22 protein-coding genes are annotated in these 18,978 nt (G+C 68.7%); 12 read left to right on the top strand and 10 right to left on the bottom strand.

Annotated elements, in window-relative coordinates; translation table 11 throughout:
• Positions 1-236: 236 nt before the first annotated feature.
• From CVV72_RS00925 to CVV72_RS00910, 4 genes are all read right to left on the bottom strand, one after another.
• Complete coding sequence (locus tag CVV72_RS00925) at positions 237-1,472, bottom strand: HNH endonuclease signature motif containing protein (RefSeq protein ID WP_255632438.1); 1,236 nt, start codon at positions 1,470-1,472, stop codon at positions 237-239.
• 141 nt (positions 1,473-1,613) lie between these two features.
• On the bottom strand, positions 1,614-1,898 hold the full coding sequence (locus CVV72_RS00920; RefSeq protein ID WP_255632437.1) for a bifunctional 2-polyprenyl-6-hydroxyphenol methylase/3-demethylubiquinol 3-O-methyltransferase UbiG: 285 nt from the start codon (positions 1,896-1,898) through the stop codon (positions 1,614-1,616).
• An 83-nt stretch (positions 1,899-1,981) separates the two neighbouring features.
• A complete protein-coding gene (locus CVV72_RS00915; RefSeq protein WP_219150487.1) occupies positions 1,982-2,569 on the bottom strand; it encodes a DUF305 domain-containing protein in 588 nt (195 codons plus the stop codon).
• A 47-nt stretch (positions 2,570-2,616) separates the two neighbouring features.
• Entirely contained in the window at positions 2,617-2,988 is a 372-nt protein-coding gene (locus CVV72_RS00910) for a DUF6153 family protein (protein WP_219150485.1), read from the bottom strand.
• A 106-nt stretch (positions 2,989-3,094) separates the two neighbouring features.
• Here CVV72_RS00910 and CVV72_RS00905 point away from each other — a divergent pair, with 106 nt between their 5' ends.
• On the top strand, positions 3,095-4,141 hold the full coding sequence (locus tag CVV72_RS00905) for a winged helix DNA-binding domain-containing protein (protein ID WP_219150483.1): 1,047 nt from the start codon (positions 3,095-3,097) through the stop codon (positions 4,139-4,141).
• Here the strand turns inward: CVV72_RS00905 and CVV72_RS00900 are convergent.
• Positions 4,134-5,291, bottom strand: a complete 1,158-nt coding sequence (locus tag CVV72_RS00900) for an epoxide hydrolase family protein (RefSeq protein WP_219150481.1) — start codon at positions 5,289-5,291, stop codon at positions 4,134-4,136. The two genes, CVV72_RS00905 and CVV72_RS00900, sit on opposite strands and share 8 nt — an antisense overlap.
• Before the next feature lie 78 nt (positions 5,292-5,369).
• Between CVV72_RS00900 and CVV72_RS00895 the strand changes: the two genes are divergently transcribed.
• Positions 5,370-5,762, top strand: a complete 393-nt coding sequence (locus CVV72_RS00895; RefSeq protein ID WP_219150479.1) for an NUDIX hydrolase — start codon at positions 5,370-5,372, stop codon at positions 5,760-5,762.
• On the opposite strand, the gene CVV72_RS00890 is transcribed toward CVV72_RS00895, so the two are convergent.
• Positions 5,722-6,942, bottom strand: coding sequence for an MFS transporter (locus tag CVV72_RS00890; protein ID WP_219150477.1), 1,221 nt, complete (start codon positions 6,940-6,942; stop codon positions 5,722-5,724). The two genes, CVV72_RS00895 and CVV72_RS00890, sit on opposite strands and share 41 nt — an antisense overlap.
• An 80-nt stretch (positions 6,943-7,022) precedes the next feature.
• Here CVV72_RS00890 and CVV72_RS00885 point away from each other — a divergent pair, with 80 nt between their 5' ends.
• The 5 genes from CVV72_RS00885 (at position 7,023) to CVV72_RS00865 (ending at position 11,223) form a co-directional block, all read left to right on the top strand.
• Entirely contained in the window at positions 7,023-8,477 is a 1,455-nt protein-coding gene (locus CVV72_RS00885; protein ID WP_219150475.1) for a PLP-dependent aminotransferase family protein, read from the top strand.
• Between the two features lie 126 nt (positions 8,478-8,603).
• On the top strand, positions 8,604-9,047 hold the full coding sequence (locus CVV72_RS00880) for a single-stranded DNA-binding protein (protein ID WP_219150473.1): 444 nt from the start codon (positions 8,604-8,606) through the stop codon (positions 9,045-9,047).
• Between the two features lie 84 nt (positions 9,048-9,131).
• Complete coding sequence (locus CVV72_RS00875) at positions 9,132-10,160, top strand: polyprenyl synthetase family protein (RefSeq protein WP_255632436.1); 1,029 nt, start codon at positions 9,132-9,134, stop codon at positions 10,158-10,160.
• Between the two features lie 36 nt (positions 10,161-10,196).
• The gene (locus tag CVV72_RS00870; RefSeq protein WP_219150469.1) at positions 10,197-10,505 is read left to right on the top strand and encodes a cupin domain-containing protein; all 309 of its coding nucleotides are present in this window, start codon (positions 10,197-10,199) and stop codon (positions 10,503-10,505) included.
• Between the two features lie 91 nt (positions 10,506-10,596).
• Positions 10,597-11,223, top strand: a complete 627-nt coding sequence (locus CVV72_RS00865; protein ID WP_219153745.1) for a TetR/AcrR family transcriptional regulator — start codon at positions 10,597-10,599, stop codon at positions 11,221-11,223.
• On the opposite strand, the gene CVV72_RS00860 is transcribed toward CVV72_RS00865, so the two are convergent.
• Positions 11,213-12,163, bottom strand: a complete 951-nt coding sequence (locus CVV72_RS00860; RefSeq protein ID WP_034324431.1) for a hypothetical protein — start codon at positions 12,161-12,163, stop codon at positions 11,213-11,215. The two genes, CVV72_RS00865 and CVV72_RS00860, sit on opposite strands and share 11 nt — an antisense overlap.
• Before the next feature lie 280 nt (positions 12,164-12,443).
• Between CVV72_RS00860 and CVV72_RS00855 the strand changes: the two genes are divergently transcribed.
• Positions 12,444-13,313 (top strand): hypothetical protein, encoded by an 870-nt coding sequence (locus CVV72_RS00855; RefSeq protein WP_219150467.1) that lies wholly within the window; start codon positions 12,444-12,446, stop codon positions 13,311-13,313.
• On the opposite strand, the gene CVV72_RS00850 is transcribed toward CVV72_RS00855, so the two are convergent.
• Together CVV72_RS00850 and CVV72_RS00845 are read right to left on the bottom strand one after the other, a co-directional pair.
• Positions 13,310-13,873: a hypothetical protein gene (locus CVV72_RS00850; RefSeq protein WP_255632435.1), complete on the bottom strand. Its 564-nt coding sequence runs from the start codon at positions 13,871-13,873 to the stop codon at positions 13,310-13,312. The genes CVV72_RS00855 and CVV72_RS00850 overlap by 4 nt on opposite strands.
• Positions 13,874-13,930: 57 nt before the next feature.
• Entirely contained in the window at positions 13,931-14,443 is a 513-nt protein-coding gene (locus tag CVV72_RS00845) for a DinB family protein (protein WP_219150465.1), read from the bottom strand.
• A gap of 100 nt (positions 14,444-14,543) precedes the next feature.
• On the opposite strand from CVV72_RS00845, the gene CVV72_RS00840 reads away from it, so the two are divergent.
• Genes CVV72_RS00840 through recQ form a run of 3 tightly spaced genes read left to right on the top strand, consistent with a single transcriptional unit; the run spans position 14,544 to position 17,597 of the window.
• A complete protein-coding gene (locus CVV72_RS00840) occupies positions 14,544-14,885 on the top strand; it encodes a helix-turn-helix transcriptional regulator (RefSeq protein ID WP_219150463.1) in 342 nt (113 codons plus the stop codon).
• Positions 14,886-14,894: 9 nt separating this feature from the next.
• Entirely contained in the window at positions 14,895-15,716 is an 822-nt protein-coding gene (locus CVV72_RS00835) for an SMI1/KNR4 family protein (RefSeq protein ID WP_219150461.1), read from the top strand.
• A gap of 48 nt (positions 15,717-15,764) precedes the next feature.
• Positions 15,765-17,597: a DNA helicase RecQ gene (recQ, locus tag CVV72_RS00830; protein ID WP_219150459.1), complete on the top strand. Its 1,833-nt coding sequence runs from the start codon at positions 15,765-15,767 to the stop codon at positions 17,595-17,597.
• A 6-nt stretch (positions 17,598-17,603) separates the two neighbouring features.
• Here recQ and CVV72_RS00825 read toward each other — a convergent pair whose 3' ends face one another.
• The gene (locus tag CVV72_RS00825) at positions 17,604-17,822 is read right to left on the bottom strand and encodes an antitoxin (protein ID WP_016335889.1); all 219 of its coding nucleotides are present in this window, start codon (positions 17,820-17,822) and stop codon (positions 17,604-17,606) included.
• Between the two features lie 153 nt (positions 17,823-17,975).
• On the opposite strand from CVV72_RS00825, the gene add reads away from it, so the two are divergent.
• Positions 17,976-18,956 carry an adenosine deaminase gene (gene add / locus CVV72_RS00820; protein WP_219150457.1) on the top strand — a complete coding sequence of 327 codons (981 nt, stop codon included), beginning with the start codon at positions 17,976-17,978 and terminating at the stop codon, positions 18,954-18,956.
• The last annotated feature ends 22 nt before the right edge of the window (positions 18,957-18,978 follow it).

Genomic DNA, 18,978 nt, shown 5'->3' with positions numbered 1-18,978 from the left:
AGCAATGACCGTATTTCGGCGACCACACCTCGCAGCGCGGCCGGTGGTGAGCCGAAACCTCGGAACCCGTTCACCCGGTCCAGCCATAGCCGTATCCCGGCGACGAAGCCGAGACCGAATGCGCCGATCACCCCATCGCGCCGAGGCACCGTGGCCGGGAGCCGAAACCTACTGATCAACAACGTCGGAAACACCGATCACGGGATAGCCCCCGTGGCCGTTTTCCGGCGACGGTTTCAGAATGGTGGCTCTTGGGTGCGGGGTTCGTGTAGTGGTGGTGGCGTGCTGTCGTAGCTGTGCCCCGTAGGCGTGGTGATGGTGAGAGTGCCGTCCTCGGCCAGCCGGTAGATCCAGCCGGGTTCGTCCTTGAGCCGGTGGTCGCGGCGGCACAGGTCGACCAGCTCGGTATCGGCGGTGTGACCACCGTGCTGCCACGGCACCGAATGGTCGAGGTCGCAGGCTTGGGCGGGGCGGTGGCAGCCGGGTCTTCGGCATTCCCGGTCCCGCACCCGCACGAACTCACCCAACCCCGCCGTCGGCCGATACCGATCCCGACCCAAATCCAGAACCTGCCCCGACAAAGGGTCGGTGATGATCCGCCGCAACACCGTGTCCGGCCCGGACGCGATCCGCCGGGCCAGTGTGGCGGGGATGTGGCCGTGTCCGGCCAGTTCGGCGGGGTCGTCGTTCACCCCGAGATAGGTATCCAAATCCATGTAGAGGAACACTTCGGACCGTTCGGCCTTGCCGCCCTGGCCGCCCAGCATGAGATCGAGGGCGATATCGGCGCGGAGTTGATCCAGGGTGCGGGTCTCCCCGCCGGTCTTGAGCGCGCGTGCCTCGCGGTCGATGCGGGTGTAGGCGGCGGCGACTTTCTCGACGGGGCCGTCTTCGACTTCGATCGACGCGACGCCGGTCTCACCCTGCCGGATCGACAATCGGCGCCCCTCACGGTGCCGTTCCGCGCGGCGGGCGGCGCCGTCGCGGTCGGCCATCATCGCGGCGTGGTTGGCTGCTTTCCGGATCTGCTCGGAGTTCCGTCCCGGTAGGCGGTCTTCCAGGACGTCGTCGACCGCGCGGGCGTCCTCGTCCGACAGCCACGCGGTGGCGGTGGCGACTTTCATCGCCCCATAGCCGCCGACCTGGCCACGGTCCAGCAACCCCAGTGTGCGCGGGAGACGGGTGGTCAATGCCGCCGCCGTGGACACCAGACCGGCCGCGTGACCATCCACAATGGACAGTGCGAACGCGACTTCCTGTACCACGCTTGACGCGTCGTCACGGTGCCGGGTGAGCTGTGCGAGTGCGCGGAAGTGGACCGCTTCCAGGCGTGCGATTCCTTCCGATGCCGCGACGGCGGCGTCGATGGCATCGTTGTCCTCCAACGAATCCAGGGCGGCGTTGACCTCCCGCAAGGCATCAGGTGAGGTGATTTCCTTGAGTAGCGCCACAGTGGCGTTGCGTGTGTCCACAGACAGAAGCTACAACCGACCACCGACAGTTTCCGCACTCAAGAACATTTCCGTTACACGGCAACAGAAATCTCCAGCCACCGCCCGATTTCCGCAGACCGTGAAACCATCAGTGATCCAGTCGCCGATTTTCGGCGACGATCACCTCACACCACCCGGAAGCCAAGAACCGCGGCACCGCCACCTCACCGATCCGATCCGCCAGCCAGATCTTCCTTCCGCCACGGAAACCGCGCCGACCCGGACAGCTATGTCCGCCAGCCCGCGCAGGAACGACTCCCCAGCGAAGTACCCGATCACGCCGTCGACCGACACCTGCCGCGCCTCTTCCGCCATCTCGGCCGAAAGGTCGACACCGACAGCGCGGAGACCCAGCCGCGACAACTCGGATACGGCAAGCCCGGCACCACAGCCGACGTCGAGCACGGCGGAGCCGGACGTCGACTGCGCGCACTCCCGAGAGGCGGTGGCGCGGGCCGGACGACGTCGGCCCGCGCCACCGTCCCGGCTCAGCCGAGCAGGGCGCGCATCTCGGTGATCTCGGCCTGCTGACCGTCGATCACCTTCTGCGCCAACGCCTTCACCTCGGCGTTGCTACCCTGCTGCAAGGCGGTCTTCGCCATCTCGAGCGCACCCTCGTGATGTTTGACCATCATCTCGAGCCACTGCTTGTCGAACGCGGCGTCCTTGGCTTTGCCGAGTTTCTCCAGATCGTCCTCGGTCATCATGCCGGACGCGGAGCCGTGTCCGGAGTGCTCACCCGACGGCGCCACTCCCCAGCCTTTCAGCAATCCGTTCAGCTGCTGGATCTCCGGATCCTGCGCCTTCTGGATCCTCGTGGCCAGGTCGACGACCTTCGCGTTGCGAGTGCGGCCGTCGACGAGTTTCGCCATCTTGAGCGCCTGTTCGTGGTGCGGGATCATCCCTTGCGCGAACGTGACGTCGGCCTGGTTGTGGCCGGCCTGCTGGGGATCCGGCGCCTTCACCGTGGACGCGGCGTGTCCGGTGGAAGCGGTGTCGGAGCTGGCACAGCCGGTGAGCACGGCGAAGGAGGCCAGGGCGGCGAGCGCGGCCCCGGCCAGTTTCCTGCTGGTCATGGTTCTTCCTCGAATCGGTTTCGGGCAGGGCGGGACGAACCCGCCTGTCACACCCGCAACACGCAAAGGAGCGACAATCTTTCGGGTACCGGTCTCCAGCGCGGCGGATCGCGGCCCGACGCCGAACCGCCGACGCGCCTCGACTTCCAGGTCGCCACCGTCCGTCCGGTCCGGACGAGCAGCCAGGAGACGATCAGCAGCACGGCCGCGGCGAGCACCGCGAGACACAGATGCAGTCCATTGTGTCCACCGTCGTCGTGCGAAGGCGCGTCCGCGCAACACGGATCCGCCATCGCGACGGCGGAGTGCCCCGCGTCGTGGCCGGAGTCGGCGACGACGTGGTGCATACCCACCAGACCCAGCGCCACCACGCACAACAACAGCCACCGCAGGGCGGCCGGGTACGAGGACTGGGTCACGGCTCCACCGTAGCCGGATTCAGCGCGGCGCCGGACGGTGGGGTTTCCCCACGGCGGCCAGGGTCTCGCACACCGAACCGGCGCACGCCCATGAGATCGTCAGCGGGTGACACTGTCCGACGACGACCTCCGCGCCGTCCGCGCCCACGCTCAGCTGCTGACCGTGCCTGCCACGGACGTGCTGACCGTGGTCGGCTCCGTCGCCGCGGTCCAGGCGCAGTCGACGCCCGCCGCCCGGCTCGCGATCCGGGCCCGTGGCCGGGGGCTGACCGCTCCGGACGTCGACACGTCCCACGCGGTCACCCGCACCTGGCTGATGCGCAAAACACTCCATCTCGTGCCGACGGCCGATCTCCGGTGGCTGAACCGGCTGTTCGGCCCGCGTAACGCCCAGGCGGGGCAGGGACGACGCAGGCAGCTGGGCCTCACCGACGAACTCTGCGAACTCGCGCTCGGGAAAATCCAGGATCTCTTGCCGGGAAAGGCACTCACTCGGCAGGGAATCCTGGACGGTCTGGCCGCCGAAGGCATCACGCTCGACGCGAAGTCTCAGGCACCCGCCCATCTCCTGGCGTACGCGGCCAACCGCGGACTGGTGTGCCGAGGCCACGACGCCGGAACGGAGCCGACGTACGTGCTCCTCGACGAATGGGTCGCCGAGAGCCGCACGCCGGACGAGCCGGATACGGAACTCGCCCGCCGGTATCTGACCGCCTACGGCGTCGCGACCGCCGAGGACTTCGGCGCCTGGTCCGGACTCCCGCTCAGTCTCTGCCGCAAGGCTTTCACAGCACTGGACCCCGTTCCCGTCGGCAAACGCTTCGCCCTCTCGGAGACCGAGCTGTCCGCTCCCCCGTGCCCCCCGCGCCTGCTCGGCGCCTTCGACACGTACCTGCTGGGCTACCGTGACCGCGGGCTGCTCGTCGACCCGGCCGAGGCGAAACGCGTCAACTCCGGCGGCGGGATGATCGCGCCGACCGTGCTGATCGACGGCCGGATCGCCGGAACGTGGCACACCAAGCGGACCGCGAAGCTGACGAAGGTCGTCGTGGAGCCCTTCGCCACGCTTCCGCGGTCCGTCATCGCCGAACTGGAGCCTGAAGTGGACGAATACGGCCGCTTCCTCGGGGAAACGGCCGTCCTCGTCATTTGAGGGAGCGGAAGAACTCCCGCACGTCCGAGACCAGGATCTCGGGTTCTTCCAGCGCCGCGAAATGCCCGCCGCGATCGACGTCGGTCCACCGCACGATCGTGTGGGCGTCTTCCGAGTACCGCCGGATCCCGACGTCGTGCGCGAAGACCAGCGCCGCCGTCGGCACGCCGGAGTTCTTCTCGACGGCTCCCCAGGTTTCCGCCTGCGCGTAGCCGACGTACGCGGACGAAGCCGCCGTGCCGGTGAGCCAGGTGAACATCACGTTGGTCAGCAGCCGGTCCTTGTCGATGATCTCTTCCGGCAAGGTCGGGCGGGGATGCGTCCACTCACGGAACTTGTCCATGATCCAGGCCAGCTGCGCGACCGGGGAGTCCACGAGTCCGTAACCGACGGTCTGCGGCCGCGTCGACTGGATCGCGATGTAGCCGAACTCCTCCTGCATGAACGCCCCGATCCGCTTCACGCGATCGCGTTCGACGTCGGTGAGCGAAGCGAGTTCCTCCTCCGACAACGACATCGGCGGCATCGGGGTCAGCCCGCCGTTGACGTGCACGCCGATCACCTTGTCCGGCGCGGACCTCGCCACCTCCGGTGACACGGAAGCGCCGAGGTCGCCGCCCTGCACGCCGTAGCGTTCGTACCCGAGCCTTCGCATCAGTTCCGCCCACGCCCGGCCGATCCGCGGCATGGTCCAGCCGGAATCCGAGACAGGGCCCGAAAAGCCGAAGCCGGGCAGCGACGGGATCACGAGGTGGAACGCGTCCGCCGGGTCGCCGCCGTACGCCTTCGGATCCGTGAGCGGGCCGATGACGTCGAGGAACTCCACCACCGAACCCGGCCAGCCGTGCGTCAGGATCAGCGGCGTCGCGCCGGCTTCGGGCGAGCGGACGTGCAGGAAGTGGATCCGCTGGCCGTCGATGACAGTGGTGAACTGCGGGTGGCGGTTGATCTCGCGTTCGGCGGCGCGCCAGTCGTAGCCGTCGCGCCAGTATTCGGCGAGTCCGCGCAGCCAGGCCACCGGCACTCCGGTGTCCCAGCCGTCGCCGGGAAGCGGAGCGGGCCAGCGCGCGCTGTCGAGCTTCGCGTGCAGTTCGTCCAACTGCTCCTGCGGGATGTCGAGGCGGAAGGGGCGGATCTCGGTGTTTTCCATGAAGCCCACGTTACGAGGCATTGCGGACAGTTTCGGTCCTCGATCGAGCGGGCCTTTCGGATACGGGAAGATGCGCTCGTGACGGACAAGTACTTGGCCTACGGCAGGCTCATCCGCGACGGGAAGATCCTGTTCATCCGGCGGCGGCCGGGATCCTTCCTCGGCGGCCGCTGGGAGTTGCCGGGCGGGACCGTCGAGCCTGGCGAGCGGCCCACCGAGACCGTGGTCCGCGAGTTCGCCGAGGAGACCGGGCTGACCGTCCGCGTGACCGGTGAACGCGGCACCCACAGCTGGGACGACGTCGCGGGCAGGCCGATGCGGATTCACGCCGCGGTGTACGCGCTCTCCGAAGAGACCGCGGGCGAAGTCGTGCTCGATCCCGAGGAGCACGACGCTTTCGCCTGGCATACCAGGGAAGAAGCCGCGGAACTCAACCTCGCCGTGCACTTCCGGCGAGCACTCGAGGACTGACTTCGGCACCGGGCCGCGACTTCCGCTCCGCCCAGCGGACGGCCGGCCCGGTGAGCAGGCCCGCCACCAGGAACAACCCACCCAGTACCATCCAGCCCGCCGTGCCGCCGACGAGGATCAGCCCGGTCAGCAGCACCGGGCCGAGCATGCGGGCGATGGCCGTCCCGGCACCGAAGAAACCTTGGTACTGGCCCTGTTTGCCTTCCGGAGCGAGGCCGAAGGCGATTTCCCACGAGCCCGCCGCCTGCGCCATCTCCCCCACCACCTGCAGCGTGGCCCCCAGAAGCAGGATCAGCGCCGCCGCCCACGCGGATTCGCCCATGGCCGAGAACGAGAAGACCAGGCAGGAGAAGAAGAGCAGCAGTCCCGCGTAACGGGCATAGCCGGCGGCGCTGCGCAGACCGGTCACGCCGCGCGTCACGCGGACCTGGAAGACCACCACGCTCGCCGTGTTGAGCACGAGCATCGCCGAGACCAGCCAGCTCGGGGCCGCGGTCCTGGTCGAGATCCACAGCGGCAGGACCAGGCTGAACAGCGGCATGTAGAGCACCATGACCATGTTGAGCAGCGCCAGCAACGCGTAGGGGCGATCACGGAGAACGGCCACGGACGGTTCTCCTTCCCGCGGCGGTAGCGGAGCCACCGTAGGCACCTTGCGGAGCACGAGAGCCGCGGCGACGAAAGCCAGCGCATCGAGGACGAAGACGGTCAGGAAGGCCTCTCGGGTCCCCAGCGCCAGCGCGATGCCTCCGAGCGCGGCGCCGATCGCGATCCCCGCGTTGGAAAGCGCCTGCAACCGGGCGCGGAACGTCGTGCGCTCGGCGGGGTCGATCAAGCCGGCGAGCAACGCCTGCCTCGCCGCGCCGAGACCGCATTGGAAGCAGGCGTAGACGCAGGCCGCGATCACGAACGTGAATACAGAGCCGACGAAGAGGAACGCCGTCACCGACGCGGCCGTGCCCAGCGCCAGGAGGACGGCCGTGCCCTTGGGCCCGCGACGGTCCGCCACCTGCCCCAGCGCGATCCCCGCCACCGAGCCGACCGCCCAGCCCACGGTGAGGCCGAGGCCCACCTGCGCGGGTGAAAGCCCGACGACGAGCGTGAAGTAGAGGGCCGAGCTCACGTAGTAGGCGCCGTCGCCGACGGAGCTGATCAGCTGGGCCGAGATCAGTCGCTTCATGGACTCAAGCTAAGGGCCGGATTGGCCACTTCCCAGTTCCAATATCCGTCATCCTCGTTGGGCCAATATAGGCTCGGACCGTGCCGTTCCACATCAGCCTCGACGGACATACCGACCTGGCCGCGCGGATCTACCGTCAGCTCCGCGACGGCATCATCGACGGACGCCTGCGCGCCGGGGAGCGCCTGCCGCCGACCAGGGAACTGGCCCGTGAACTCGACGTCTCACGCAACACCGTCGCGGTCGCCTACGAACGGCTCACCGCGGAAGGGTTCCTCAGCGGCCACGTCGGACGCGGGACGTTCGTGAGCGCGGATCCCGTGGCGCGAACGCAGCGTGCCGCGCCCGCCGGTGGAGTACGGCCTGCCGCGCGCTGGCGTTCCCTTCCGGTGCCGCTGGGCGAGGACCGGTCGGCCCCCGCGTTCGACTTCCGCGTCGGTGTCCCGGATCCGGCCCTGTTCCCGCTGCGGACCTGGCGACGGCTGGTCAGCCAGGCCTTGCGGCCGTCTCTGCTGACACCGTCGGGGTATGCCGACCCGGCCGGGCTCGAAGCACTGCGGGTGGCGATCGCCCGGCACGTCGGCGCCGCCCGATCGGTGCGGGCCGGCGGTGAGGACCTGGTGGTCACTCAGGGAGCGCAGCAGGCACTCGACCTCATCGGCCGGGTCCTGATCGAACCCGGCACGCGGGTCGCCGTCGAAGACCCCGGCTATCCCCCGGCCGAACGGCTCTTCACCGCCCACGGTGCCCGGGTCACGAAGGTGCCGGTGGACGCCGAAGGGCTCGACGTCGCCGCGCTCGCCAAGGGCACCAGGCTGATCTATACGACGCCGTCGCACCAATTCCCGCTCGGCACGCCGATGTCACTCTCCAGGAGGACGGCGCTGCTGGCGTGGGCGGAGCGGAACGACGCGGTGATCGTCGAGGACGACTACGACAGTGAATTCCGGTTCTCGGACCGGCCGCTCGAACCGCTCCAAAGCCTGGACCGTGACGGCAGGGTGCTGTACGTCGGATCGTTCTCGAAGACTCTGCTGCCCTTGCTGCGTCTCGGTTTCCTGGTGGCGCCCGCTTCGCTGCGCCCGGCGTTGCGGCAGGCGAAGCAGCTCATGGACTGGCACGGCGATCTCGTCACGCAATCGGCGTTGGCGAGCTTCATCGACGAGGGTCTTCTCGCCCGTCACGTGCGCAAAGCGACGCGGGAGTATTCGGTGCGACGGGAGCGGATCCTGGCGTTCGCCCGCGACGAACTGCGCGATCTGCTGGAAGTCGTCCCGTCGAGCGCCGGGCTGCACCTGTGCGCCTTGGCCGGTCCACACGCGACGGACACTGTGGACGGTGTCGTCGCGGAAGCGGCCAGAGCGGGCGTGGCCGTCGAAAACCTGGCCACCTATGGGGGCACACGCGGCGGGCTGGTGATCGGCTACGGACTGGTCGGTTCCGACCGCGTCGACGAAGGGCTCGCGCGGCTCGGGGAATGCGTCTCGGCCGCTCGGCTGTCACGAAAGGACCGTTCAGGCCACTTTTCGGCTTGAACGACCCTTTCGTGACATCCGGCGGCCGCGGGACGCCGGAAACTGTCGTACCCCGGTGGTCTCCTCTTCACCGGCGACAGCGGGCCCGGCCGGGTCCCGCGCGCGGACCACGAGGAGGAAAATCCCATGGCCGGAGAAACGGTGCTCACGGTGATCGGCAACCTGACGACCGACCCGGAGCTGAAGTTCACCCCGTCCGGAGCGGCGGTCGCGAACTTCACGGTCGCGTCGACACCACGCGTCCTGGACCGCGCGAGCGGGGAATGGCGCGACGGAGACCCGCTGTTCCTGCGCTGCGCGCTGTGGAAGCAGGCCGCGGAAAACCTGGCCGAATCCCTCACCAGAGGGACGAGGGTCATCGTGCAGGGCAGGCTGAAACAGCGATCGTTCGAAACCAAGGAAGGCGAGAAACGCACGGTGGTGGAGCTCGACGTCGACGAGATCGGCCCGTCGCTGCGGTATGCCACGGCGAAGGTGAACAAAGCGGGCCGGAGTTCGGGCGGCACGCCGTCGGACGGGGCCTGGGAGCGAACGCCGGTGCCCGCCGGAAACCCGGAGCCGCCCTTCTGACCGGGCGGTTTCCCTCTCGGGAGGGAGCGATCTCCCTCCCGGGCGCCATGCGGTCGCGAACCTCCGGCTCGGATGCTGGAGGTCGTGAACACGACCACGATCGTTACGGAACTCGGCCTGGACCCGGCCGTCGATCGGCACGCGGAGTTCGCCGCCGAACTCCGCACCGGGCTCGCCCGGGTCGAAGAGAGACTTCAGGAGGTGTTGCGCAGCCCCGGTCATCCGGAACTCACCGAAGCCGCCACCCATCTCGTCCGCGCGGGCGGGAAGAGGCTTCGTCCGGTGATGGCGTTGGCGGGAGCGGCTTTCGGCGACGGACGAGGCGATCCGATCTCGGCGGCCGCACTCGTCGAGTTGATCCACGTCGCGACGCTCTATCACGACGACGTCATGGACGAGGCACCGATGCGGCACGGGGTCACCAGTGCGAACTCCTTGTGGGGCAACAAGAAAGCGGTGCTGATCGGAGACTACGTGCTCGCCTGCGCGGCACGCGTCGGTGCCGGGCTCGGCGACTACGCGTTGCGGTCACAGGCTCAGACGTTCGGCAGGCTCGTGCGCGGTCAGTTCCTCGAGACGACCGGGCCCTTCGAGGTTTGTGGCCGTCACGCGCCGTACGAGCATCACATCCAGGTGATGGCCGACAAATCCGCGTCGCTGATCGCGCTGGCGGGCAGGCTCGGCGCGCAGGTGTCGGGTGCGGATGAGCGGACCATCGAAACGTTGGGCCGGTACGGCGAGCTGATCGGAGTGGCGTTCCAGATCTCCGACGACGTCCTCGACATCTCCGCGTCCACCAGCGACCTGGGCAAGTCCGCGGGCACGGATCTCCGTGAAGGCATCGTCACCCTGCCGATGCTCCACGCGCTCGACGACGAGGGACCCGGCGCCGTCCGCCTGCGCGAGATCATCGGCCACGGACCGGTTCCCGATCCGGTGATCCGCCAAGAGGCGCTCGGGCTCCTGCGCGAATCCGCCGGTGTCATGCGCGCACTCGCCGAGGCCCACGGATACGCCGCCAAGGCGAGAGACCTCGCGCTGAGCCTTCCCGACCGGCCCGCCAGGGCGTTGCTCGTCGGCCTTTCGGCGTTCGTGGTCGACCGCGGCGAGTAGCCCCACGGCGTCCGTGACCAGGGCTAGAGTGGCGGAATGACCACCGAAACCCTGGGAAACGTCGAGGGGCGCGACATCGGCTCCGGAGTCTCGATCATCCGCGAGCGGACCGACGTCGACGGTTCCGGGCCGAGGCTGCACCAGCATCCGTATCGGGAGACGTTCGTCATCGTCCGCGGCCGGGCCAGGTTCATCATCGGGGACACCGAACGCGAAGGAGGCGCGGGCGACGTCCTCGTCGTGCCCGCGGAGACCCCGCACAAGTTCGCCGTGATCGGGCCGGAAGTCTACGAGGCCGTCCACATCCACGAAAGCGACCATTTCATCACCGAATGGCTCGAATAATTCTGTCGGGCGCAAGAAAACCCTTTCCCGGCTAGAATCCCACGACGTGCTCGTGGACGGCGGGCACCCGAGGCGACGGGAACCGGGAACTGTGACCGACGTGGCGGACCGCAGCGGTGACGAAACGCGCCAGGTGGACAGATTCGGCCAACGGCGCGCGCAGCTGGCGAGGTCGGCGCTGGTCACGTTGTCCGAGCTGGGCTACGCGCGCACGAGCCTGCGGGAGATAGCGCAGAACTCCGAGTTCTCCCACGGGGTCCTGCACTACTACTTCCGGGACAAGGCCGAGCTGATCACCTACTGCGTCAAGCAGTACAAGGCCGAATGCGTCACCCGGTACGACCGGATAGTCGAAACGGCGGAAACGGCCGAAGAGCTGAGAACGGCCTTCGGAGCCGCGACGGCGGCCACGCTGCGGGAAAACGCGCGGCTGCACCGGCTCTGGTACGACCTGCGCAACCAGAGCCTGTTCGAGAAGCTGTTCCAGGCCGACGTTCTCGCCATCGACGAGACACTCGAACTGATGATCTGGCGGGTCGTCTCCCGGTACGCGGAACTCGTGGGCAAACCGGCGATTTTCTCCCCGTCGACGACGTATGCGCTCTTCGACGGCCTGTTCCAGCAGGGCCTGCTGAAGCATCTCGCCGGCCGGGAGGACGCGGCGAGATGCCTTCAGGATTCGGTGGAGCAGGTACTGGCCCGGCTTCTCACCACTTGATCGTCGGGTACCAGATGACGCCCGTCCGGCCCAGCACGCGCAGATCCCAGTACAGCAGCGTGAACGTGCCGGCGACCAGCAACGCGGCACCGGTCACCACGGCGATCCTGGTGGGTTTCGCGAGCATCCATCGCTGCAGCCGCCCGCCCGTGCCGTGCGTGAGCAGAAGGAACAACAGCGCCATCACCAGGATGTTGCCGACCGACTGCAGGGCGAACGCGGCGGCGCCGTAGAACACGTTGTGGCTCTCGGCCGCGCTGCGGAACATCATCCGGAACAGCGGGAACGGCCTGCCGATCAGGAAACCGCCGATGAGCGCGCCCATCAGCACGAGCGGCGCGGGCGGGAACCGGCGCGTGAGGCCGGCGATCGGGTTGCGGACGATGCCGACGGAAGCCAGGCCCAGCACGATGAACACGATCCCGATCACGCCGTAGACGATCATCGACTGGATGTTCCGCGGGCTGAGCCCACCTGACGACGAGGCCGTCGAGAACTGCGGCATCCTGGTGCCGACGAGAGCGACGATGACACCGTACACCACCGAAACCGTCAGCATTCCCGCCGCGATCCAGCCCAGTGGCTTCAGCGTGTCCGTGAACTTCGGCCGCCCGGTGGCTCGTCCGCCGACAAGCGGGGCCACGGCACCGAAAGCGGCGATGTTGCAGGCGGTGAACGTTCCGGCCAGCCCCGAGACGAACGCGAAGAACGTTCCGGCCAGCACTCCGCCGATCGGGGTCGCCTTGGCGTCGTGTCCCAGAAGGGTGTTGGCGACACTGTCACCGATCACACTGTCCACAAAGGGCGCCGACCAGAGCACGGTCAGCGCGAAGCCCGCCAGGACGGACCAGAGCACCACGCGCCATCGGTGTTCCGGATACGGTCCGGAACCGAGGAAACTCGCCTGCGGTGAAACGGGAACGCGTTCGGTGACGGACATTCGGTGCCTCCAGCGGCCGTTGGCTTCCCCCTGATCACCATCGTTGTTCCGCCATCGGGAGGAAACCACCTCCAAAGTGCCGATCTGCCCTTGGTCCGACCGGCTCCGGGTAACCCGGATTCACCGGTCCGGCGGGTGTCACCGGAGGACGTGATCCGCTAGGTGGCCGGATGAGTCCGTAAAGGTGAAAGCTCCGGGGTCTCGTGGGATCATCGTCGGACGCGTACGGCAGCACGGCCACCCGATCAGGCCTTGACCGGCCACGACCCTGCGGAGGGCGATGGACTTCGACGAAGTCGCGGACGAGCTCTACGCCGGCGATCCGGCCGAGTTCGTCTCGGTGCGCAACCAACGGGCGAAAGAGGCCAAGGCCGCGGGGGACCCCGCTTTGGGCGAGCGTATCCGCGCCCTGCGGAAGCCCACGCTCGCGGCCTCGATCCTCAACCGCCGGGCGGGCTCACCCGAGCTGGCGGAGCTGGCCAAGCTCGGCGACGAACTGCGCAAGGCGCATTCGGCGCTGGCCGGCGCCGACTTGCGCAAACTCGCCCGGCGGCGGCAGGAGCTGGTGAACCGGATCCTGCGGGACGAACGTTCGATGAGCGAGCCGGTCTCCCGCGAAGTCGAGGCCACCCTCGAAGCCGTCGTCGCCGATCCCGAGGTCGCGGCGCTCGCACTGGCCGGGCGGCTGAGCAGCGGGGCGGACAGCACGGGCGACCAATGGCTGACCAGTGGGTTCAACCCACAGCCGAAGCGGAAACCCGCGCCGGAGCGCGAGAAGCCCGCCACCGTGTCGCATTTGGACGATCGGCGGAAGGCGAAGCGGGAAGCCGCCGAGAAGGCCGAGCAGGAGCGGATCGCGAAGTCCCGCGAAGAGGCCGAACGCGAACAGAAGCGGGTGGCGGAGTTCAACCGGCTCCGGCGCGAGGCCGCCGAGCTCGCGAAGGCCTGCAAACAGGCCGAGACCGACGTCGCCCGCGCCGAACGCCGGGCGGAGAAGGCCACGGAGAAGGCGAACGACCTCCGGCGGCGGCTCGCCGACGCCGAACTCGAGGAAGAGACGGCGAACGGTGAGACCGCGGCCGCGCAGACCGTCTTGGACGATCTGCGCGCCGAAGCCCAGCGGATCGACGAAGCTCTGGAACAGTTCTAAACCGGCTGCCGGGCACGGACCCGGGTGGCGGTCACCCGGCGTCCGTACGGGGTCTTTCCGCCCGGCTTGTACACCGACAGCACGGTCATGGTCACGTACATCGTGGTGGACACGATGATCGGGTAGAACCCGTCCACGCGCCGCCCGGCCTCCACGAATACACCGTCCATAGTGGACTCGGTCGCGGCCGCCAGTTCCCGGATGCCCGGAAGCAGCGAGAACAGCGTCAGCCCGGCGGCGATCAGGGTCAGGACCAGTTTGATCGCCACCCACTTGTACCGGATCAGGCCCCATTTCGTGCCGAGGCTGAGCACGATCCCGCTGACCAGTGCGGTCATGCTGACCGGCAGCAGGAGATAGCCGCCGATCTGGTCCATCATCAGGATGGCCGCTTGCTGGCGGCGGGCGTCGCCGGTGAACACGGAGGTGAAGGTCAGGACCGCGTTCACCATGGTGATCCCGAGCCAGCCGAGTGACGAAACGACATGGACGACGAGGACGAGTTTCCGCCACCGCGGGGTGAGCGTCATCGGCGGTCGCCGCACTGTGGAAGTACTCATGCGACCAGTGTTTCCGCGGGCGGTGTTCCCGTCGTCCGTCGTGGAGCGGCACCTCGCCTACGTAGCGCGGAGTACGAGCCCCCGGACGTACGCCGCCTGCCCGGCGTGCTGGAGGTCGTCGGAGAGCACGCTGACCAGGCGAACCCCGAGGGTGACGGGCGGATCCCACGCCTCGTCGACGATACGGTCGAGGTCGGCTTCGGCCAGTCCGGCGACCCAACCCGTCGTCGCTTCGTGCACCGCGTCGTAGTAGCCCGTCAGCAGGTCGGCGGAGCCGACACGGACCGCCTCGACGTCTTCGGGACGATGTCCGTAGCCGATGTCCGACGCCGGAAAGGGCAGCGAGAAGCGGCCCATCCAGTCCCGCGCGGTCCAAATCTGCTCGGTGCCCATCAGGCCGGCGACGTGATCGTCCTGCACCCGGGTCAGATGCCAGACCAGCCAGGCGATCGTGTTCGCGCCCGGCGCCGGGCTCGCGGTCAGCTGATCGGCGCTCAGCCCCTCGACGGCTTCGTGCACGACCTCTCGGACGCGACCGAACCCGTCGGCCACCACTTCGGCCAGTTTCATCGATTCCCCTTCCGGCGTCTCCCGCCCCACGATGCCACCGCGAGGTGACCCCGGCCTTACACGCTTGACTTATATAAGCCCAGGCCGTGATAGTTGCCGGATGCACGCGTTCGACGTCCTCGGGGATCCGGTGCGCCGCCGGATCCTGGAACTGCTGGCGGGCGGGGAACAGAGTTCCGGCGACGTGACCGCGGTGGTCCGCGCCGAGTTCGGCATCTCGCAGCCCGCGGTCTCCCAGCACCTGCGCGTCCTGCGCGAGAACGGGTTCACCACCGTCCGTGCCGAGGGCTCGCGACGGTTGTACTCGGTCGATCCGGGTCCGCTGAAGGAGATCGACGGCTGGCTGGACCAGTACCGGCGGTTCTGGACCGGCCCGCTCGACGCGCTGGCCACCGAGATCGCGCGCGGCCGCCGCGAACGCCGTAAGGCCGCCGAAGACTAGTCTCTCCCCATGCGCAAAGGCTGGGGACGCGCAGTGGTGATCGCCGTCGCGAGTGTCGTCATCGTGCTGGGGCTCGTTTACGCGGTGACGGTGCGTGGCGGGCAGGACAAGGGAGCGCAGTGGTACGCGGCCCCGCCGACGACACCGCGCATGCCGTCCTACTCGACCGCCGCACCCGCGCCCACGACCCGGCCGACGCTCACCGTCGACAGCGGCTGCCGGCTGGGACAGGGCCCGGCCGCACTCGATCCCGTCCCCGCGGCGACCACCCGCCGGGTGAACACCGCCTGGGACCGCGTCGAGCGATGGCTCAAGGCCCACGCGCCGACGACGGCGGCGAGCCTCCGCCCACCCGCGACGCTCGCGCGGATCGCCCAGGCGCAACGGGAGACCGGCGTCCCCCTTCCCGCCGAACTCGTCGCCTTCCTTCTGAGGCACGACGGTGTTTCGGGTATCGGCGACAGCTTCGCCCTGCCCCCGTTCCACCACCTGGCCTCCACTGAAACCATCGCGAGCCAGGCGAAGGTCATGTGCGAGGTGCTGACGTCGAGCGGGCTGGACGACAACGTCGGCCACTGGTGGCACGGGCGGTTCCTGCCCGTCGCCGTCGACGGCGGTGGCGACGGGCTGTTCCTCGACCAGCGCACCGGCACCGGTCGGCTCGGCGACTGGAACCACGAGGGTTCGGTGAGCTTCGACCACCGGCCCCCGACCCTGACCGAGCTGCTGGAGCGGACCGCGTCCGCGCTCGAGACCGGCGGGCCCGCCGACGGCGGTTACCGGCCGGTCGTCACCGGAAACCGGGCGCTGGACTGGGAATTCCCGCGCTGAGGTGCTCGGGCGCGTCGACTGTCGGACCCCGCCCCTAGAATCGTCCGGGTGGCAGCCCCCGACATCGGTACCTCGGAAGCCCTCGCGACGCTGAACCGCGTCTTCGGCTACGACGACTTCCGCGGCGACCAGCACGCCATCGTCGAACACGTCATCGCAGGCGGTGACGCGCTCGTCCTCATGCCCACCGGCGGTGGCAAGTCGCTGTGTTACCAGATCCCGGCGCTGGTGCGGCCGGGCGTCGGCGTGGTGATCTCCCCCTTGATCGCGCTGATGCAGGACCAGGTCGACGCGCTGCGGAACCTCGGCGTGCGCGCGGGTTTCCTCAACTCGACACAGGACTACGCCGAGCGGAACAGGGTCGAGACCGCGTTCGTCGCCGGCGAGCTGGACCTGCTGTACCTGGCTCCCGAACGGCTCTCGGTCGAATCCACCGTGCGGCTGCTGGACCGAGGCAAGATCTCGCTGTTCGCGATCGACGAGGCGCACTGCGTCTCCCAGTGGGGTCACGACTTCCGGCCCGACTACCTGATGCTGTCCGCGGTGCACGAGCGCTGGCCGGACGTGCCGAGGATCGCGCTCACCGCCACCGCCACCAAGGCGACACACGCCGAGATCGCGTCCCGGCTCAACCTGGAGGACGCCCGGCATTTCGTCGCCAGCTTCGACCGGCCGAACATCCAGTACCGGATCGTCGGCAAGAACTCGCCGCAGCGGCAGTTGCTGGAGCTGCTGCGCACCGAGCACAAGGGCGACGCGGGCATCGTCTACTGCCTGTCGCGAAACTCGGTCGAGAAGACCGCGGATTTCCTGGTCGAGAACGGGATCCCGGCGGTGCCGTATCACGCCGGGCTGGACGCACGGACCCGCGCGAAGCACCAGTCGCGGTTCCTGCGCGAGGACGGGCTGATCGTCGTCGCGACGATCGCGTTCGGCATGGGCATCGACAAACCCGACGTACGGTTCGTCGCGCATCTGGACCTGCCGAAATCCGTCGAGGGCTACTACCAGGAGACCGGCCGCGCGGGCCGTGACGGGCTGCCGTCGACGGCGTGGCTGGCGTACGGCCTCCAAGACGTCGTCCAGCAGCGCAAGATGATCGACATGTCGGAGGGGTCCGAGGCGCACAAGCGGCAGCTGAGCGCCCACCTCAACGCGATGCTGGCACTGTGCGAGACGGTCGAATGCCGTCGTGTGCAGGTGCTGAACTACTTCGGGCAGCGGAGCGAGCCCTGCGGCAACTGCGACACCTGCCTGGCGCCGCCGGAGACCTGGGACGGCACGATCCCGGCGCAGAAGATCCTTTCGACCATCGTCCGGCTGCAGAACGAGCGCCGCCAGAAGTTCGGCGCTGGGCAGATCATCGACATTCTGCTCGGCAAGTCGACGCCGAAGGTGACACAGCACCGGCACGATTCCCTGAAGGTCTTCGGGATCGGCACGGAGCTGAAGGAGCCCGAATGGCGGGCCGTGGTGCGGCAGCTGCTGGCGCAGGGGCTCGCCGCGGTCGAGGGCGACTACGGCTCGCTCGTGCTGACCGAGGGCAGCGCCGAGGTGCTCAACGGGGAGCGGAAGGTCCAGCTGCGGCGCGAGCCGGAGCGGGCGGCGAAGGCCGCGGCCCGGTCCAGCGCGAAGAAGGCCGCGGCCGCCGACATGCCCGCCGAGGCGGCGCCGGTGTTCGAGCTGCTGCGCTCGTGGCGGGCCGCGGCGGCGAAGGAACAGGGTGTGCCCGCGTACGTGATCTTCCACGACGCGACCCTGCGCCAGATCGCCACCAAACGGCCCACCACGCTGCAGGAGCTGGGTACCGTCAGCGGCGTCGGCGAGAACAAGCTCGCGAAGTACGGCGAGCAGATCCTCGAGACGCTAGCGGACGCCTAGGGCGCCCTAGTGCTCGTAAGGCCGGCGCGGCGGCCGCCCGGTCATCCCGTCGACCTTGCGTACCGCGCCGTCGATCTGGCTGTGGTACTTGCCCTTGGTCTTGTGATCGACGAAGGTCGCGGCCTTGTTCACGACCTTGGAGACCTTCTCGGGGTTCTTCCGCACGTAGGCGCGCACGGCCCCGGCGGTGCCGGCCAGGGCGGTCAACTTCCGCAGTAGAGGCACTGTGGTCCCTTTCCTCGGGGTCGTCTGGTGTCCTGCTCAACGACCGGTGGTGCCCCCTGGGTTCCCCGCCGCGAGCCGAATCACTCATTTCGGATATCCGGCCGCCGGAAAACCGGGCGCGGGACGAGGGCCGGGGCCACTAACTTGGTGCTCATGCGGGATCTTTCGCTGCTGCCCAAGGCGCATCTGCACGTCCACCTCGAAAGCACCATCAGGCCGGACACGCTCCGTGACCTCGGCGAGGCGAACGGCGTCGCCGTACCCGCGGAACAACCCGTGTTCGACGGCTTCCGCGCGTTCGGTGACTACAACGGCCTGCTCCGCTCCTGCCTGCGGAGGCCGGAGGACTTCGAACGGGTGGCGCGGGAGTTCTGTGAGGACCAGGTCGCGGACGGCGTCCGCTACGCCGAGGTCACCTTCACGGCGGCTTCGCACGGCGAACGACTGGGCGAACCGGACATGCCACTGGCGTCGGTCCTCAAAGGACTCTCGGCGGGGGCGGCCGAATCCGGGCTCCACTGGCGGGTTCTGCTGGATCACTCGCGCCGCCGTCCGGTCGAACGTGCCCGCCTCACCCTCGACCTGGCACGCCGGTACGCGCCGGACGGGGTGTTCGCGATCGGGCTGGCCGGGGAGGAGAAGTACCCGCTCGCGCCGTTCGCCGAGATCTGCGACGAGGCCGAGGAGGCGGGGCTGCACCTGATCCACCACGCCGGGGAGGACGCCGGACCTGCCAGCATCCGCGAGGCACTGGAGGCCGGGCACAGCGAACGGATCGGCCACGGCATCCGGATCCTGGAGGACGTCGCGCTGGTCGCCGAGGTGCGGGAACGCGGTATCGCGCTGGAGGTCTGCCCGTCGTCGAACGTGACGCTCGGGCTCGTTCCCTCGTTCGAGGAGCACCCGCTCCCCCGGCTGATCGACGCCGGGCTCGTGGTCACGCTCAGCACCGACGTCCCTTCGGTGACCGGGACGACGCTGACCGACGAGTTCCTGCGCACTCGTGAGGCGTTCGCCTACGACGATCTCGCGCTCGCGGGTCTCGCCCGGGCGTCCGTCGACGCGTCCTTCGCGCCCGCCGAACTCAAGCGTTCGATCCACCAAGAGATCGACGCCTGGCTCTCCCGCGATTAGTCCTCTGGATGCGGTCCTTGCG

The organism is Amycolatopsis sp. TNS106 (assembly GCF_019330265.1).
GTDB lineage: Bacteria > Actinomycetota > Actinomycetes > Mycobacteriales > Pseudonocardiaceae > Amycolatopsis > Amycolatopsis lurida.
This window is presented reverse-complemented; position numbering and strand designations above follow the sequence as displayed.